We start from the raw sequence: 15,594 nt of genomic DNA, 5'->3' as shown, positions 1-15,594 counted from the left end.
TCAGAAGGGGCGGGCGGCCAAGCGGTTCGCGATGATGTCGCGGATCCGGCTGACTAGGAGGGCGCGCCTGCGGACGACTTCGTGGTGACGCTCATTGGACAAGTCCGCGGGGTAGTGGCGGGCGAGGTTGTTGGAAATGACGTGGAGGTAGCCGAAACCGATCCCCGCGTGACGCGCGGCCGCCCCCATGGGGCCGATCTCCGGATCGACGAAGGCGTGCTCGGCGTGCTTGGTCAGCCAGTCCCGGTCCTCGAGGAGGATCGACGGCGAGGTCACGTGGACGCCCGTGTGTACGCCCGGCTGAGCGGCGGCGAAGTCGCCGAAGAAGTCGTTCCACTGCACGAGAGCGCCGCAGACGAGGCTCTCGTTGCCGGTGGCGAGCCTCGTGTTGGGCTCGATCTCGGGGTCCAGAGCCCCGACCTTGCCGACATAGACGACGTCACGGGCGCCGATCTCGGCCAGGCGGCCGACAACACGGCCGGCGACGTCTCCCCAGATGCTGTGCAGGAAGCCGAGGTAGACCACTGGCCGGCCGTGGACCAAGGCGCGCTGCCAGGCGTAGCCCGGCCCCCGGGTCCACACACCTCCGGCCGGCGCGAGATGCGCCAGGCCCCAGCCGACGATCACGAGGTCGCCGTCGAGATCGAGGTCAAGGTGCTGCACCGCGTCATGGCACACCGCGACGTCGGGCAGCTGGTAAGTGACGGTGTCGAGGGGTCGGCCGGTCATGGCCAGGTAGGTGGCGATGATCAGCGCGTAGTGGTGAACGTAGTGGGTGCCGGGGAACGCCTTGACGACCAGGTCCCGGCCGTGGATTTCGGCGGTGGGACGCTCGAAGTTGAACAGCTTGCCGGTCTTCTCGTGCGCCGAGATCACGGCTTGGCGGTCGTAGCCGCCGACGATGCGGATGCAGTCCCAGGCATGTTCTTGGATGAGGTGGTGGACCTTGATCTGCAGGTAGCGCAGCAGACTGTCCGGGGCCATCGTGTGCCCGTCGGCGACGATCGGCGTCGCGCGCAGCGTCCTTCCGGTGCCACCGGTGAGGACCGGATCGGGTCGCAGGCTCATGGGCGGGCCTCCGGGATCCGCACACTGCTGCCCGCCGACTCGCGGATGACGGCGATGTTCCGCCGGATCAGGTCGAACCGCCCCTCTGGGATGGGGCCGAGGTTCTCGACGCGGGGGGTCTTGGGCTTCTCGTACGGTCCGCCGGGCAGCATCGCGATGCCCATCGCGCCGAGGATGAGCGGGGCGGCGCCGTCGACGGAGGCGATCCACTCGTGCTCGCGCTGCTCGACGAGCTCCAGGTGTCCGGTCCGGCCCAGGCCGAGGAGCCGGTAGACGATCCGCTTCTCGACCATGCCGTGGTCTTCCAGGTGGCGGGTGGCCGTCCAGCGGGTGCGGCACAGCTGTTCCTCGGGGGCGGGGCGCCGGGAGGCGGGCAGGGCGATCGCGTCGACGTAGTCGCTGGAGGCGAAGTGGTCGTAGCAGCGCAGCCACTCCTCGTCGTCCGCGGCGTGCACCACGGCGCACAGGCGGAAGTCGTCGCTCAGGTCGCGGATCTCGCGGGCGGCTTCGTCGCTGGCCTTGATGGTGGCCAGGCCGTCCCGCATGACGTCGGGGAGGATGATCTCGCGGGCCCCGACCGCGCGGGCCGCCGCGATCAGATTGGTGGCCGGCAGGGCGCGGCCGAGGTCGAAGACGCCGTTGTCGACGATGATTTCCGCGCCGCGCTCGGCCTCACGGCCAAAGAACGCACGGTAGGCGGGGTCGGTCAGGACTCGCTGGGCGGCCACATGGTGGACGCGGGCTGGTTCCTGGGCGACGAAGGCGTCCAGGTAGTCGGGCGGGGCGATCACGGACACGTCGATGCTCTTGGCCATCACGCAGCCCTCCACTGGCTGGTGGCGAGGGTGAGGAACTGCTGGGAGAGCACCGGATCGCTCTCGAACCGTCCACCGGCCTGCAGCGTGGTGGTGCGGGCGGCTTCCATCCGCACGCCCCGCATGCTCATGCACAGGTGCGTTCCGCGGACGGTGACGGCCACGTCCTCGCTGCCGATCGTTCCAGCGATCTCGTCAGCGACCTGTCGGGTGAACCGCTCCTGCACTTGCAGACGGCCCGCGTACCGCTGAGCGATCTGCCCGAACTTCGACAGCCCTACCACCTCGCCCGCGGGTACATACCTGGCGGCGACCTCCAGGTTCATGGGCAGCATGTGGTGCTCGCAGAGCGACCAGACGCTCATGCCGCCGACCACGACCAGTTGCCCGCTCAGATGGTTCTCGGTGAAGCATGTCGCTGCGGCCGACGGACCCGGGGACAGGAAGTCGCGGTACAAGGCCGCGACGCGGGCCGGTGTGTCCGCCAGGCCCTCCCGTGCGGGGTCCTCGCCGATGGCGGTCAGGAGCTGGCCGATCAGATCGGCGACGCGCACGGTGTCGACCGAGCGCGTCGCGATAAGAGCGGCCTGCGGTGGCAGGGTCGCGCTCTCGCCGGATGCTGGGCTGTAGACGGCGTTGGTCATGGACTTTGCCTCGCTTCCAAGCTGGGAAAGAGGGGCTGAGCACGGAGGGGTGGGTCAGCGTCCGCGTGTCTCGGCGAACGCGAGGACGTGCAGCCGCTGGGTGAAGTGCCACTGCCGGGCCGCGACGGCGTCCGCGAGCACCCGGGTGGTCTCGATCAGACCCTCCGTTGTGGAGCCCTCGGGCATCACGTACACCGGGTCCAGGCCGTACCGGTCCACGAGGGCGCCGATCTCGTCCAGCTCCAGCACGGTGCGGGTGACGAACTTGAACACAGCCCGCCCGCTTGCCGCGAACGCCTTCAGCGCGTTCGGCACGATCCGCTTGTTCTCAGCGACCTTGGAGTTCGCGAGCTTGGGGCTTACGTTGAAGCGGACACCGTCGACCAGCAGCGCCGGGGCGGGGACCACGGTGCCGTTCGTCTCGAACTCCACCCGCTTGCCAGCGGCAAGCAGCCCACGAACCAGCGGGATCAGGGGCGGCTGCTGGAGCAGCGGTTCGCCACCGGTGATGACGATGAGCTCAACGTCCGATGCGAGCGCCCACGCAAGCAGGTCCGCCACCGTCCGCCGCTTCGACTCCTCACGCGGGTCGAACTGCTTCCAGTCCCATGTGTACTTGGTGTCGCACCAGTCGCACGTCAAGTTGCAGCGCGAGAGGCGGATGAACAGGGCCGGGACCCCGCAGCTGGGGCCTTCCCCCTGGAAGGTCGGCTGTGTGACCCCGAAGCATTCGGCGACGATCAGCCAGAACTCGGCGTCGCTCCCCATGAGCGCCGCTGCGTCGGTGCCTGCGGCCGTCATCGCTGCACCACGTCGAAGCGTGCCCAGCTGCGCTCCGTCTCGCGGACCCGGACCGCGACCAGCTGGCCGGGGATGTCCGGTTCGACGTTCTGGATAAACCATCCGGCCAGGAACTGGGCCAGGCGCTCCGAGGTCGGCTCGAAGGGCAGGACCTCGTGGAGGTTGTGGTGGTCGAGTTCGGCGTCCAGAAACTTCTTGAACGGCGCGAGAGCCCCGAAGTCTGTGACGAAGCCGGGAGCCTCCAGGGCGGGGGCAGTGAGGATGACCTCGACCTGGTAACTGTGCCCGTGCTGCCGCGAGCACTTATGCCCGGGCGGGAGGCCGGGCAGCCGATGCCCAGCCTCGAAGTCGAACTGCTTGCCGATGGTGAACGTGCCGGACGGGAGCGGGAGGGCGTCTATGGGACGGCCGGCGGGTTGCGTGGAGTCGGTATCAGCGTGGGCCATGTCGTGCCCTTTCGTGAGTGGGTTGTCGGGCATCGCGAGGGATTTGTCAGGCGATGCGGGCGCTCGAACGCTCTCCGAGACCGGAATCGCTGGTGTCGGGCGCAGCCGATTCGGCCATCGGTGCTTCCCGTGCGGCGGCCGCGTGCAGCCGACCGCTGATCCACCAGGCCACGGCATAGGGAATCACCAGCGCGATCCGGTAGCTGAAGGGCAGGAGCATGAACGGGCCGAAAGTGAGATCGAAAGCTGCGTGGCCCGCCATCAGGGGGATAAGCCGCCGGTGGCGCAGGTACAGCCAGACGCGACCGGCGCCGTAGAGAGTCATGCCGATCGCGGGCAGCCCCATGTAGGCGTGCAGGGCGACTTCGAGGACGCAGACCAGCGTGTAGATCTGCCACGCGGGCCGGTGAATGGCTGCCAGAAGCGCGGTCGTGGCCGCGACGATCACGACATCCTCAATCGCGACGGCCCATACGACGCTGAGGGCGAGGCTGGAGAAGCGGCCGATGCCGAGGGCGGACAGTTGGTCGCCTTGCATCGCCGGTACGCCGTCGATGCCGAACCAGCGGCCAAGGAGCGTCAGCACAGTGACGGTAAGGGCCCCAACACCGCACGCGTAGAGAGTGTTTCCCGCGATCTTCCACTCATGGAGACGCTGGGTAGCTGTGGTGGGCAGCCCGGTGCCCACCAGGACGTCGTGATCCCGGCACACCTCCAGGGCGAGCCACGCCAGCACGCACCCGAACACCGCCTTCCCCAGGTCTGCTCTGAGCACGCTGAGGGGAGTTGCTGCCGTGTACATAGCCACGATTGCGCAGGCGACAGCAGCGCCGCGCTGCAGCAGCCGGCGCCGCTGTGAGACCCGGTCGAGTGGCGTGCGGGCAATCACCCGCCACGCGAGCCAGAAGAACACGACGACGGCAGCTCCGGCCTGGGCGATGACGAGCACAAGGGCCTCGCGTCGCCCCCAAGGGACGCCGTACATGGCGCTGACCATCGCCGTCGCGCTCGCCAGGGGGAGAAGAGAAGCGAGCAGGAGCAGCCCGATCACGTGCACGGTCACGCGGCGTGCCGACGGGCCTGGTAACGGGGTCGCCACCTCGCTCGCGGGGAGGAGTTGGGGCATGGAAGAGGCCATTGCTCCGGCGGGCTGGACGGGCTCGGGTTCGGGAACCGTGGATGTCATGCGCTTGTTCCCACTTCCACGTCGAGCACGGCGGGGCGGTGGTCGGACAGGTACCCGGTGTCCGGGGTGCGGTAGTTGAGCACCGGCAAGCCGTGCACGAGGACGTGGTCCAGATGCAGAGGAACCAGCTCGGCGGCGTAGTAGAAGCCGACGGTCTCAGCTCGGGGCCTGCCAGTGAGCACCTCCGGGTCCTGCCAACCGGAGGCCAACAGCACCCTCATGGCCTCGGTGTCCGCGTCACCGAATGACCCGTCCGCCCGCCTGATCAGATAGCGCGATCGCAGTGTGTCGGGAGCCTTCGGCCAGTCAGCGTGGTCGAACACCGGGCTGGGGCAGTTCAGGTCTCCCATGAGCAGTGCCCGGGGCGGCACGCCGGGAACGTCGCCTGCGTACTCGGTCACCCAACGGGCCTCCTTCAGCCGGATCTCACCGTCGGTCCCGCTCAGGTGAGTGCCAAAGGCCAGGAACTCGCTGTGCTCGTCCTCTGCCTGGTCGAGCGGTCGGAGCCGCGCCCGGATCAGCGCGTGGTGGAAGACCCCTTCGGCCAACGGGCGCCAGCCCATCAGGCGGAGTTTCGAGGGGCGGTAGAGCATCGTTGTGAAGTTGCGGACGTCACCGACCCGCGAGGGGGCCATGTGAATGGGTGTGAGGCCCACCGTGTGGGCCATCGATAGCAGGCGGCTTCGCTCGTCCTCGTCCCACCGCCAGCACCTCTGCAGGGTCAGGATGTCTGGTTCGAGGTCCGCGAGGGCTCTCGCCTGCTTGTGAGCCCCCTTCCCCGAGACGCGGTTGAGGCTCCAGGTCGCGGCGCGCACTCTCATGACGAACCTCCAACGGTGAAGGCCGCGAAGTGGTCCGCGTCGTAGGCGGCAAGGTGCGCCCACGGATTGCTGCTGGAGCCGAATCGCGCGGTCTGCTGAGTCAGGTCGAACAGCAGGTGCAGCATGACGGCGGTGATGCGGTCTGTACGGCTGGGGCGGTGCTCGGCGTACCGCGAGACGATGTGAATGGGAGCGGGCATTCGCAGAAGATCTTCCTCACGGTTTGGTGTGGGCTGTGGGCTCTCTGGCCTCCCGGGTAGTTGCCGGGGGCGGTGGAGTCGTTACTGAGGGAGGCCCGGTGGGCTGACCCAGGTGCCCAACGTGTCGGCGCCGGCACTTTCGAGAACGCGCTCTTGCCGGAGCGTCTTGAACACGGCGTGGACGGTGAACGGGCTGACGCCGAGCTCCTTGGCGAGCAACGTGCCGGGAGGCAGTCGCTTCCCGCGCGGGTAGGTGCCGTCACGGATGCGTTCCAGGATCACTCGCTCGACAAAGGGCTGGAGCTTTTCGCCGCTCGGCCTGTGTGCGGCGAGGCCTTTGGCGATGGGCCTTCCGGGCGGGCGGAGGACTCCCGCCTGTTCAAGGGCGGTGTGCACAGATCCGTACGAGCGGGCGATGACGTCGCTGATGCCGCGGACGGTCCCGCCGGCCTCGTACGACCGTGTAACCAAGGCGGTGAACACCTCGGCGTCCTTGCCGGTCAGCCACGCGCCCGGTGTCCAGGCAGGTGCCTCCTGCAATATCCGCCTCCATTCCGGGAGGGTGCCGGGTGCCTCGCTGCGCTCGGTATCCGGTTGCGGCACAGGCCCGACGGATTCCTCGGCTGCTCTCACAGGCGTGTCCTTCACGTGTGGGCTTCATCGGGGCCCCTTCGTTCCCCGGCCACCGTCAAGGCCCGGGGAACGAAGGGGGGTTGGTGCCCGCCACCGAGCGCGGAGTTGGGGCTCGCGCTCAGCGACGGGTCACGGGACCTGCGGGCGGCAGTGGACTGCAACGGGGCTGCCGCCCGCAGGGGTCATACAGCGGGAAGGGCGGGGCGCACCTGCGGGACGTCTGCGGCGAACTGCCGGGAACGGGGAGGGGGTTCAGGCACGTAGGAGCCCTCGCTCGCGGTCGATGTCGGTGACTTGGCCGCGCTCTGCCGCGATCTCGATCTCGGCGGCACGGGCGTAGTGGTCGACCACGTCGGATCCGAACGCGAGCTGGGCGATGTAGCTCTCCCGGAAATCGGTCAGCGCCTCGTCGAGGGTGCGCGGTACCAGGAGCGGGTCGAACGCTGTGTAGGCATCGCCGGTGACCGGCTCCATCAGTTTCGGGTGGGTGGTGAGGCCGTGGTTGATCGCCGCGATCGTGGCCGCGAGAGCGAGATAGGGGTTGGCGTCGGCGCCCGCCAGCCGTACCTCCAGCCGCGTGTTCTCGCCGTGCCCCGCGACACGGACGGCGCAGGTGCGGTTGTCCACTCCCCAGGTGTAGGCGGTGGGGGCGAAAGAGCAGGGGGCGTACCTCTTGTATGAGTTGGTGGTGGGTGCGTACAGCGGTGCGAGGTGCGATAGGGCCTCGAGGAGTCCGGCCACGCAGTGCCGGAGGAGGCCGGGCAGGTCGCCGTCTGAGCCCGGAGTGAACACCGGCTGGCCGTCGCGCCACAGGGACACGTGCAGGTGCAGCCCAGAGCCGACACCGGTCTGCGGGGCGGCCATGAACGTGGGCGTGAGGAGGTGCTCGGCGGCGATGTGGCGGACGGCGTGCTTGTGAACGGTGTAGGTGTCGCAGGCGCGGACGGGGTCCCCGTACGGCCAGGTCACCTCGATCTGGCCGGGGGCCCCTTCGGGTTTCATCGCCTCGACCGGTGAGCCGGCCTGGGACAGGGCGTCCTGGAGGTCCACGAAGAACGCGCTGAGAGCGGGCGGGTGGTCGAGGGCGTAGTCCAGGTTGTGGGGGGACACGGGGGTTAGATCGCGGTAGCCGGCGTCGTGGATCTGGGCCTCGCTGCCCGCGTACAGCACGAACTCGCTCTCGATGCCGACCTTCACGGTCAGCTCGTGCTCTGCGAGGAGCCTGAGCTGTTCGCGGAGCATGTGGCGGGGGGCGACGTCGACGGCGGTGCCGTCAGGGTGCAGGGCGTCGCCGTGCACGAGGACGGTGCCCGGCAGGTAGTCCAGCCGCCGGATGGTCCTCTGGTCGGGGACGACGCGAAGGTCGCCGTATCCGGTGCGCCAGCCCGCGAGGTCGAACCCTTCGACGGGGTTCATGTCCACGTCCGTGGCGAGGACGTAGGCACACATGTCCGCGCCGGCGGGGAGCTGGGTCAGGAAATGCTTGGCGTCCAGGATCTTGCCTCTGAGGCGAGCTCTCATGTCCGGGACGCCGAGCATGACCGTGCTGATCTCCCCGTCGGCCACGAGGGCCGTGAGGTCCTCGACGGTGAGCACTCCCATGGACTGCTGCTCGTGTTGAGGGCTCTGGCTGGTCATCAGATCACCTGGGTGGAGAGGTCGGCCTGCTGGGAGGAGTTGCCGAGGGCGGGGACGTGGTAGGCGCGGCGGCCTCGGGTGAGCCACATCAGTTGGGCCAGGGCCAGGACGACGAGCAGGGTGATGCCGGCGTAGTTCATCGTGGCGAAGGTGACCGGAGCGGTCTGGGGGAGGATGAAGACGCCGGTGATGAACACTGCGTAGACGACGGCGATCCAGCCGATCGGGCGGCGCCACCGGCCAAGGGTCCACGGGCCGGGCCGGTAGCTGCTGTTCTTGCGCAGTGCGAGGAAGACGGGAACGGCGTACGCGGGCGTCATCCCGACGGCGTTGATCGCGGTTACCGCCGCATACGCGGCGGGTGACCACAGGACGGGCAGGGCCAGGACAAACGCCACGCCAACTGCCAGCCACACGGCGGGCACCGGGGTCTTCGTACGGCTGTTGACCCGCCGCCAGGTCGCCGAGAACGGCAGCGCACCGCTGCGGGAGAACGCGTAGACCATCCGGCTGGTCGCGGCAACCTCGGCGTTGCCGCAGAAGAACATCGCCACGATGACCACCAGCAGCAGGAGCTTGGCCCCGCTGCCGCCGAGGACGTCGAGGAAGATCTGCGCGGGGGCGACACCGGTACTCGTGGTCTGGGTGCCCCTGTAGTCCTGGATGGAGAACAGGAGCCCGGCCAGCAGGACGAATCCCGCGATCCACGAGACGTAGATGGCACGGACCATGCCCTTCGGCGCGGCATACCCCGCCTGCTTGGTCTCCTCCGACAGGTGCGAGGAGGCGTCGTAGCCGCAGAACGTGTAGCCGGCCAGCAAGGAGCCGACGAGACACACCACCAGGGGGCTGGAGAGGCCGGTGTCGTTGTTGAAGTGGGTGAAGACCCACTCGGCCGACTGGTGCGGGGCCGGCGCCAGGTACAGGGCGCCGACGATCACCGCGACGCCGCCCATCTGCCACCACACGCTGATGGAGTTGAGGATGTTGACCACGCGGATCCCGAGCGTGTTCAGGCCGCCGTGCAGCAGAAGGATCACCGCGAAGACGGTCATGGTCGCGCCGGCGGTCGGCTCCACACCCCACTGGAAACTGGCGAACGCCATGGCGAACGTGGCACAGCCGTAGTCGATCCCGGCTATCGCGCCCAGCAGACCCATCAGGTTCAGCCAGCCGGTGAACCAGCCCCAACGGGGGCCGCCAAGCCGGTCGGCCATGAAGTACATGCCACCGGAAGTCGGATAGGCGGAGGTGACGTCCGCCAGGGACAGGCCCAGGAGCAGCACCATCGCGCCGATCGCGACCCAGCTCCACATCATGACCGCCGGACCGCCGGCCCCGAGACCGAAATTGAACAGGCTCATACATCCGGCCAGGACACAGATGACGGTCAGGGAGATCGCATGATTTTCGAACTGGCTCATCCTGCGGGCCAGTTCCTGCGGGTATCCGTGCGCGGCCAGGTCGGCAGCGTCGTCCAACTTGGCGTGAGCTGCTCTTTTCGCAGACACCGAAAGCATTCCTCTGCTCGAAAGGGACACAACAAGGTGGTGTAGAAGGCGCGTTGCTGCGGGGGCGCCCGACTGTTCATCGCTCTGAGGGCTCTCGGCTGAAGGCGAATTCACGGGCCTGGTGGAAGCGGTCCTGCCACTTGGCGCTCTCGCTGACCTGGGCCCAGGGCGCGACAGTGGCGTACGGGCCGATCTCCCGAAATACCGGGCCCGCCAGACCTGGCAGCCCCGTCTTGCCCAAAATGCATGCCAAGTGGTTCAGGTCGGACAGCGACCGCGCCGGCCGCTTGTCCGGGGGGAGCTGCTGGATAGGGTAAAACCAGAAATCGAGCGCATTCCGGGCTGCGTTCTGGACGGCCTGGCTGGTCCAGAACCCGATCGACCCGCGGCTGTAAGGGATGCCCGCTTGTCGCTGCCGCTTGTAGTCCTCCACATACGCGTAGAGCGGCAGGAGCAGCAGGGACGACCCGAGCGGGGCGTCACGCGACGCCCAGAGGGCGAAGCCCAACGCCCCGCGACCGCGGGCATGCAGACACTGGAGTACCCGGTGATGGGCTTCCCTGCTGTACGGCGGGTCGAGCCGATTCGCCCAGTCCAACAGTTTCCACGGCCCCGCCGGTACCAGGGAGTTCGGGGCTGGCTCCCAGTTGTCCCGGTAGCGCCGGTAGTGCGGGTCGATGTCCACCTGCGCGAGCGATAGCAGACACACCGGCCACACGGGGTCCAGCGGCAGCCGCTCCTGTGCGAGCAGGCAGGCCTCGTGTGCTGCTTCGGCTGCCCGCCACACATCCGCGTGGCCCGGACGTGCGCTCTGAAGATCCAGAGTTCGCTGAGTCAGCACGCGGGCCCGCATCATGGCCGCGTCCCCGGAACGAGGCTCCTCGGCACACCATGCGAAGACAGCGTCCCCCTGCGCCGCGTACAGCGCCAGGACCTGACTGCGCGACGTACGCAGCGCCATGTTGCGACCGGTGGCTGCCAGCAGATCCCGCGTCGACATCCACCGCCCCAACAGCAAGTCTTCCAGGGCCAGACGCAACGCTTCGTCAGCGCCTGCCGGATGGGCGATCAGCGCCATGTCGCTGGAGGACATCAGTGCACCTCGGAGGCATACGGGTGGTGGCCGCAGGCAGACCAACGGGCCCGGCTCGGGGGACGTGCGGGGAACGTGGGGGACATCAAGGCCTTCGGCAGAGGGGAGGGGGTGACCGCCGAGCGCCGCACAGCGGTCGGCGGCTGGGCTGCGGGCGGGGGCAAGTTCAGTGGCGTAGCAGAGTGGTCTGCGGTGACGGCCGGCAAGTGCGGAAGACGACCGCAGCTCTTCCCGGGCTTCTATCGGAACGATCCTGGGCGCTGTACGAATGCCAGGACGCGTTTGCCGGTTCCGTCCTCGTTGGGACGCACCATCCAGACGTCGGCTGCGGCCGAGACGAGTTGCAGCCCGCGCCCGCTGGTGTCTTGGGGCGAGGAAGCCCGGGGCATCGGGAGGAGAGGAGAGTTGTCCTCCACCTCGATCCCCACGAGATCTGCTTGCACGGCAAGGGTCAGAGTGATCTGTTCGGCGCTGTCCTGGCCGGTTCCGCCGGGAGGCTCCTGCCATGCAGGGCGACGCCCATGGCGTTCGGCATTGGTGGTGAGTTCGCTGACGATCAGCACCGTCCGGTCCAGAAGGTCCTCCATGTCCCAGGCTGCGAGAGCGCTACGGGTAAAGGACCGGGCTGCGCGGGGAGCCTTGTCGTCGGCAACCAACGTCAGGCTTGCTTGATGTGTGGGGGCTTGGATGGGACTGGGCGGCTTGGTGGAGTACCACTGCTCGCTGCCTTCGCATGGTCTGGAGGGCGATGACGGGTGGATGGACTCGATAGGGGAGAACATCAGATGGTCTCGTTGGTCCTGGGCAGAGGATGGATGGAGGGGATGGGCGTGAAGCCGTGGCGCAAAGCGAAGCGGGGCTCACCGAGAGCGCGCAGGCAGAGCCGATCGCCGGAGAATCGGGTGCGGGAGTGCAGCCAGCGGTGGTTGTCCAGCAAGTAGCCCTGGCCCGGTGCGAGAGCAAGGTGACGCTGGCAGTCGAAGATCACTCGGCGCAGCGCTGGCAGGTATGGCTGGGCGACGGGGCTCCAGCGGGCCAGACTGTCCTGTCGGAGCCGGATGGACACGCGGTTGTCAGCGTGGACGGTGAATACCTGGGAGGCGTGACCGGCCCCGGCTCCGAAGTACGCAGTGCGAGGCTTGGCGAGCGTGACGGCCGCCGCGTGATCGCTTTGGGAAAGGCCCGCGAGTATGTCGCGCCCGTCCGCCAAGAGGACATCGCCGCCTTCAACAGGGGGCCGCAGACATACCAGGAGCATCAGGCGCGGTGGGGCAGGAACGCCGGCGCGCTCGGTGTGCGCCTTCAGCTCACCGTTGCCAAGCCCAGCGAATCCCAAGCGGTGACTGTGCGCGCCGGTGTCACGGATGCTGGTGAGCCCATCGGGTGTGCTGTGCGGGTGCGGTGTGATGGTCATCAGCCGGGAAGCAAAAGCCAAGACCGCCTCACGGGACTTGAGGCCGTCGACCGTGACCAAGCCGGACTCGCGAAGCTGCGCGGCGATCGCGGTGGTGGACTGCGTCGCACGGAGGTCTACGTGGTGGGACGCGAACAGCGTTCTGGACCGTGTGACGACGTCGTGCATCGCCGGACTCCTTCGATTGAGGTCGGTGCGACCAGAGTGGGGAAGCGTCCCGAGCGCGGTAAAGCGACAGATTGTCGACTCGGTCAATTCGCCCAGGTCGAAGCTTCGTTGCCACGCGCGTGCTACGTTCCGAAGGCACTGGGTGTCCACGCAGGACGAGGAATTGCGATGACTTACACGCCGCCCCTCTGGCCCGTCTCCGTGAAGGGTGTTGCCCTGGACGCAGAGGGCCGTGTGCTTCTGCTGAAGAACGAGCGTGACGAATGGGAACTGCCTGGCGGTCGACTGGAGAGCGGCAGCTTCGACGGGGCGGTACCGACCGATGCCAGCCCAGAAGCCGCACTCGAGAGGGAAATCGAAGAGGAGACCGGCTGGGAGGTGAAAACCGGTCCGCTGATCCCCGGCGGTGTGTGGATCTACGAGCCCATCCCGGGGCGCAAGGTCCTGATCGTCACCTATGGCTGCACCGTGCTTACTCCGGAGCGCGTCCCGGCCGTCAGCCACGAACACAAGCAACTCGGGTTGTTCGCCGCCGGAGAAGTAGCCCGGCTGAACATGCCCGACGGCTACAAGCAGGCCGTCGCCGCCTGGTACCGGAGTGATGTCCCGGGCTTCGACGAGCGCCAACGGATGTAGTTGGCCATGCGCAGGGAAGACTTCACAACGAACGGAGCAGACATCCGCCTCCCAGGGAAGCGGCCGTCGCCAAGCCATTCTCAATGGCACTGGGCGACCCCACAGGCGGAAGTCATCCTCGCCTCGGGCGACTTGGCCAAGATCCTTCGCTTCTATCGTCACGTGCACGGCCTCAACCAGACCGAACTCGGCGCACTCCTCGGCTATGACAAAACGTACGTCTCCGCCCTCGAGCTCGGGAAACGCAGCCTTACCGATGTCGGATCCCGGCGCCACATCTGTGAGCAACTGCGGCTGCCGCCCCACATTCTGGGCATCACCGACGTAGCCGACGCCGACCATCGGGCGATGCTGCAGTTCGGTGAGTCCACCGTCCGGCTTGCTGAAATCGCCCGTCAATCCGGCCATGCCGCCGACGCAGTCTGCGAACTGTGGCCACTCGTCGCCCGCCTTGAGGCGCGTGTCGAGGACGGCCACACGGAACGGGACGTTCTTCGCCTGCTCGCACGAGCCCGCGTGGGCTTGGGAGTCGCACTCGGCAACGTCCTTCCTGAGGAGCGGTTGAGTACCGCAGCGCACTGGACTGCCAAGAGCCTCGATCTTGTCGAGTACTTCGGCGATCCCGCCATGACCTCGTACGCGCTGCGCATGCACGGCAACGAGCTGCGTAAGGCCCGGCTTCGTGGCGCGGCGGTGGAACGCCTCCGCCGAGCGGCGGCCTTGGCGCCGAATGACGACGCGCGCGCGGCCGTACTGCCCTTGCTGGCCCGTGCGGCCGGGGCACTGGGTAACGCGGAGCTGTTCGATCAGGTGATGCGTGAAACCGATGCCCTGCTCTCCACCGTCGAACACAGCAGCCTGTTCAACCCGTTCTCCCTGCATGAGATCCGCTTGCGCGGTCTGATCGCCACAGGGCGTGCTGACGTGGCTGTGGGGCTGGTAGAGCACAGCCCCACCCCGACGACGGCCGTGGCACCGCAATGGCGCGTCATTGAGCTCGTGACCGTTGCGCACGTTCAACTCCTTGCGGAGGATCGCGCCGGCGCCGCCGAGTCTCTGGGTCTCGCCGTCCGGGAGGCCACGACACAACGTCTGCCGCATCAGCTCCAGCGGGTAATGCGGACTGCCGATTGCCGGTTGCCCGAGGTCCATGATGCCGCTGCTCAGGCACTGGACCGGATGCGTCACGAGATGGCGGCCTAGCCGCTCAGCTCCCGGGGAGGCAGAAACGAATGCGTCCGGCACCATCGGTTATGGCCCTTCGCTGCGTGGAATGTGGAGCTCCACTCAACCGATCCAACTACCGTGTTCCCAGAGCAGATCTGATGCACTGATGATGCATCCATGAGGCGTTGGTGGGCATGACCTGGCTGTCTTTACGCACATGACGCAGTAAGGAATGTGGGGACCGATACATGGCAGGCAGACGGCATCGTCTCGCCGAGCGACGCCAGGCGGTGGGCCTGACCCAGGAAGCACTCGCCGAGCGCCTGGGGGTTGATCGCTCAACGATCGTTCGTTGGGAAGCAGGCGCGGCCTCTCCGCAACCGTGGATGCGCCCGCACCTCGGGGCCGCCCTTCAGATCACGGCTGACGACCTGGACGGACTGCTGGCTCGCGGAACAGGCCCGGCGGAACGCCCCCAGCTCCTGCAACAAACTCCGATCCGCCGGCCCGCAGCGTCGTCACTTGCACAAACCCCGGTCGACCCTGACTGGGACGACCCGGTGGCTATCGCGAGTGCCGTGGGCGCCCTGATGGCGTCAAATACCGCGCCGGTCGCCATTGAGGCGGCCGAGGAAGCGCTGGTGCGCATCATCGGCGAGTACGAGTCTGACGGCCCCGCAGGACCTGGACGGTTGGCCCTCCGGGCGCGGGAGCTGCGTTCTCACCTGCACGCACTGCTCCAGGGACAGCAGCCCGCTTCCCACCGCATCGCGTTGTTCCGGGTCGCCGCCCGTACCTCGGCTGTACTGGGCTACATGGCTGTGAACGCAGGCCACCACGGCCTAGCCGCGTCCTACTGCACCGAGGCCGTCGCCATGGCCCAGGACATCGGCGACCTCGAGACTGTCATGTGGACACACGGCACACGCTCGCTGTCGTCCTATTACGCCGGAGACTTTGTGAACGCGGCTGCTTGGGCGAGCGCAGGAATCGCGCTCGCTCCCGGCGACCCGCAGGCCGTTCGCCTCCATGTCAACGGGCTTGCCCGCGCCTTGGCCCGTCAGGGCGACCACGCCGGCACGCTGCGTGCCATCGAAGCGGCGGAGGACCTGAGTTCCCGCTACGACGTGACCACAGCTCTGACACCTTGTATCTCCCTCGAGCCCTATGGCGTGACGCGGACCCTCGCCAACGCCATCACCGGCCACGTCGCCTTGGGTAACACGGCCGAAGTGCTGCGGTACGAAACCCAGATCAGTGAACCGCTCCGGGTCTGATGGAGGCTCGATTCCCTGAGAGGATCGAGCCATGGCACGTCCGTCCCCCTACCCGCCCGAGCTTCGTGAGCGCGCG

At 67.8% G+C, this 15,594-nt stretch carries 17 protein-coding genes; 3 read left to right on the top strand and 14 right to left on the bottom strand.

Annotated elements, in window-relative coordinates:
- The 14 genes from ABZ855_RS43615 to ABZ855_RS43550 all read right to left on the bottom strand — a co-directional run bounded on the left by ABZ855_RS43615 (nucleotide 1) and on the right by ABZ855_RS43550 (nucleotide 12,438).
- The gene (locus tag ABZ855_RS43615) at nucleotides 1-1,068 is read right to left on the bottom strand and encodes a hypothetical protein (RefSeq protein ID WP_360817998.1); all 1,068 of its coding nucleotides are present in this window, start codon (nucleotides 1,066-1,068) and stop codon (nucleotides 1-3) included.
- Nucleotides 1,065-1,883: a hypothetical protein gene (locus tag ABZ855_RS43610; protein WP_360817995.1), complete on the bottom strand. Its 819-nt coding sequence runs from the start codon at nucleotides 1,881-1,883 to the stop codon at nucleotides 1,065-1,067. Before ABZ855_RS43610 ends, ABZ855_RS43615 begins: the two co-directional genes overlap by 4 nt.
- Nucleotides 1,883-2,527 carry a GTP cyclohydrolase I FolE gene (gene folE / locus ABZ855_RS43605; protein WP_360817992.1) on the bottom strand — a complete coding sequence of 215 codons (645 nt, stop codon included), beginning with the start codon at nucleotides 2,525-2,527 and terminating at the stop codon, nucleotides 1,883-1,885. Before folE ends, ABZ855_RS43610 begins: the two co-directional genes overlap by 1 nt.
- 54 nt (nucleotides 2,528-2,581) lie before the next feature.
- Nucleotides 2,582-3,328 carry a 7-carboxy-7-deazaguanine synthase QueE gene (locus tag ABZ855_RS43600; RefSeq protein ID WP_360817989.1) on the bottom strand — a complete coding sequence of 249 codons (747 nt, stop codon included), beginning with the start codon at nucleotides 3,326-3,328 and terminating at the stop codon, nucleotides 2,582-2,584.
- Nucleotides 3,325-3,774, bottom strand: coding sequence for a 6-carboxytetrahydropterin synthase (locus ABZ855_RS43595; RefSeq protein ID WP_360817986.1), 450 nt, complete (start codon nucleotides 3,772-3,774; stop codon nucleotides 3,325-3,327). Before ABZ855_RS43595 ends, ABZ855_RS43600 begins: the two co-directional genes overlap by 4 nt.
- Nucleotides 3,775-3,820: 46 nt before the next feature.
- Entirely contained in the window at nucleotides 3,821-4,837 is a 1,017-nt protein-coding gene (locus tag ABZ855_RS43590) for a hypothetical protein (protein ID WP_360817983.1), read from the bottom strand.
- A 119-nt stretch (nucleotides 4,838-4,956) separates the two neighbouring features.
- Nucleotides 4,957-5,781, bottom strand: coding sequence for an endonuclease/exonuclease/phosphatase family protein (locus ABZ855_RS43585; protein WP_360817980.1), 825 nt, complete (start codon nucleotides 5,779-5,781; stop codon nucleotides 4,957-4,959).
- Complete coding sequence (locus tag ABZ855_RS43580) at nucleotides 5,778-5,981, bottom strand: hypothetical protein (protein ID WP_360817977.1); 204 nt, start codon at nucleotides 5,979-5,981, stop codon at nucleotides 5,778-5,780. Before ABZ855_RS43580 ends, ABZ855_RS43585 begins: the two co-directional genes overlap by 4 nt.
- Nucleotides 5,982-6,062: 81 nt before the next feature.
- Nucleotides 6,063-6,521, bottom strand: coding sequence for a GntR family transcriptional regulator (locus ABZ855_RS43575; protein ID WP_360817974.1), 459 nt, complete (start codon nucleotides 6,519-6,521; stop codon nucleotides 6,063-6,065).
- Between the two features lie 345 nt (nucleotides 6,522-6,866).
- Nucleotides 6,867-8,252 (bottom strand): glutamine synthetase family protein, encoded by a 1,386-nt coding sequence (locus ABZ855_RS43570; RefSeq protein WP_360817971.1) that lies wholly within the window; start codon nucleotides 8,250-8,252, stop codon nucleotides 6,867-6,869.
- Nucleotides 8,252-9,763 (bottom strand): amino acid permease, encoded by a 1,512-nt coding sequence (locus ABZ855_RS43565; protein WP_360817968.1) that lies wholly within the window; start codon nucleotides 9,761-9,763, stop codon nucleotides 8,252-8,254. Before ABZ855_RS43565 ends, ABZ855_RS43570 begins: the two co-directional genes overlap by 1 nt.
- A gap of 76 nt (nucleotides 9,764-9,839) precedes the next feature.
- Nucleotides 9,840-10,856 (bottom strand): hypothetical protein, encoded by a 1,017-nt coding sequence (locus tag ABZ855_RS43560; protein WP_360817965.1) that lies wholly within the window; start codon nucleotides 10,854-10,856, stop codon nucleotides 9,840-9,842.
- 239 nt (nucleotides 10,857-11,095) lie between these two features.
- Nucleotides 11,096-11,638 carry an ATP-binding protein gene (locus ABZ855_RS43555; RefSeq protein WP_360817962.1) on the bottom strand — a complete coding sequence of 181 codons (543 nt, stop codon included), beginning with the start codon at nucleotides 11,636-11,638 and terminating at the stop codon, nucleotides 11,096-11,098.
- On the bottom strand, nucleotides 11,638-12,438 hold the full coding sequence (locus tag ABZ855_RS43550) for a TauD/TfdA family dioxygenase (protein ID WP_360817959.1): 801 nt from the start codon (nucleotides 12,436-12,438) through the stop codon (nucleotides 11,638-11,640). Before ABZ855_RS43550 ends, ABZ855_RS43555 begins: the two co-directional genes overlap by 1 nt.
- Nucleotides 12,439-12,606: 168 nt before the next feature.
- Between ABZ855_RS43550 and ABZ855_RS43545 the strand changes: the two genes are divergently transcribed.
- From ABZ855_RS43545 to ABZ855_RS43535, 3 genes are all read left to right on the top strand, one after another.
- Nucleotides 12,607-13,074 (top strand): NUDIX domain-containing protein, encoded by a 468-nt coding sequence (locus ABZ855_RS43545; protein WP_360817956.1) that lies wholly within the window; start codon nucleotides 12,607-12,609, stop codon nucleotides 13,072-13,074.
- Nucleotides 13,075-13,206: 132 nt separating this feature from the next.
- Nucleotides 13,207-14,277 carry a helix-turn-helix domain-containing protein gene (locus ABZ855_RS43540; protein WP_360817953.1) on the top strand — a complete coding sequence of 357 codons (1,071 nt, stop codon included), beginning with the start codon at nucleotides 13,207-13,209 and terminating at the stop codon, nucleotides 14,275-14,277.
- Nucleotides 14,278-14,489: 212 nt separating this feature from the next.
- The gene (locus ABZ855_RS43535; RefSeq protein ID WP_360817950.1) at nucleotides 14,490-15,518 is read left to right on the top strand and encodes a helix-turn-helix transcriptional regulator; all 1,029 of its coding nucleotides are present in this window, start codon (nucleotides 14,490-14,492) and stop codon (nucleotides 15,516-15,518) included.
- Nucleotides 15,519-15,594 lie beyond the last annotated feature (76 nt).

The sequence above is a fragment of the Streptomyces sp. NPDC047042 genome, assembly GCF_040644035.1.
Lineage (GTDB): Bacteria > Actinomycetota > Actinomycetes > Streptomycetales > Streptomycetaceae > Streptomyces.
Note: the sequence above shows the minus strand (reverse complement) of the source record. Positions and strands in the feature narration are given on the sequence as shown.